Raw genomic sequence first — 473 nt, forward strand, 5'->3', positions numbered from 1 at the left:
GTTACAAATCAATCAAATTTCAACCGGAGTTCCTATGGACCCCAACGAAAAAATAAAAGAATGGTCGGCCAAATACTTCAATGGCAGCAATATTCAAGGGCGTGGCGCTTATTATGTTTTAAAAGATTGGGCCAGTAATAACTACTTTAAGGTTGGTTCGGATAACAGTGCAGATGTCTTTCTACCAAAACAATTGTTAAACGAACCATCAAACACAGGGTTTATTTCAGACAGCCAAGGAATAAATTATTACTCGACTAGCGGTTATGAGGCAAAGAACACTTTTATTGAAGACGAAAATGAAAATTGGTACTACTTTGGCGAAGATGGATATATGAAATATGGTCTTCAAACAGTCAATAACAATCGTTATTATTTTTTGCCCAACGGAATTGAACTGCAGGATGCTTATTTAGAAGACGGCGAGGGTAATATTTATTATTTCAATCAACTGGGCAAAGAAGTAGAAAATG

Annotated in this window: 1 protein-coding gene; it reads left to right on the forward strand. The window is 36.2% G+C overall.

From position 1 onward, the window contains the following. Positions 1-473 (forward strand): glycoside hydrolase family 70 protein (locus tag KH893_RS11905; protein ID WP_281166291.1); only part of this gene is annotated, 473 nt, incomplete at both ends.

It is taken from the genome of Liquorilactobacillus sicerae (assembly GCF_029916425.1).
Classification (GTDB): Bacteria; Bacillota; Bacilli; order Lactobacillales; family Lactobacillaceae; genus Liquorilactobacillus; species Liquorilactobacillus sicerae.